Genomic DNA, 665 nt, shown 5'->3' with positions numbered 1-665 from the left:
ATTCCATCATATTCAATAAAGTGCTTCATAACGAAACTGTGCAGGATGATATCAACCTTATTGCAACTGAAATTGATGAAAATAAACTACGCGATTTGCTTTATACTTTATGTGTAAAAAGATCAGCGTCAGCAAATGATTCGAAATATATCAAAGATAAATTGAGCGCCCCAGATGAAATTCATGACTTACAGAGTGAAACAATTGAGCACGTGGAAAGACTAGCCGAGATATTAAGTGAAGGCAGTAAAAGAGATCAGAGTTATAGTGAAATACTTTATTCTACTGTCATCCCAGCTGGGATCCAGAAGAAAAGAACCAGCGTCACGCGCTGGAATGACACTAAAGTAGAAAACCTAGCCAAGGTCTTTTTAAAATCAGAATCGCACGAAAAAAAGAGCATATCATCCATTGCAACAAAAAGTATTTTGGAGAAATTCAAAGATGCAGAGCAAATAATAGAGAGCGTTCAGAATGTAGTATTTACCCATATAAGAGACATGAACTCTTATCAAATATTCAAGAGAACCAGTAGCTTACTTGGTGTATTTAAAGTATATGTTGATTTGTATAATAGTGAAAAATCAAAAAATGCACTGCTTGACTACAATGATATAATCAACTTAGCAACAAATCTTCTTAGCAATCCAAACTATAAAGATTGG

At 34.1% G+C, this 665-nt stretch carries 1 pseudogene; it reads left to right on the top strand.

The annotated features are described in order from the left end of the window. Nucleotides 1-665 (top strand): annotated as a pseudogene (locus tag WG67_RS08135) (UvrD-helicase domain-containing protein); the annotation flags it as partial.

Origin of the sequence: Wolbachia endosymbiont of Drosophila incompta, assembly GCF_001758565.1 — a bacterium.
Classification (GTDB): Bacteria; Pseudomonadota; Alphaproteobacteria; order Rickettsiales; family Anaplasmataceae; genus Wolbachia; species Wolbachia pipientis.
This window is presented reverse-complemented; position numbering and strand designations above follow the sequence as displayed.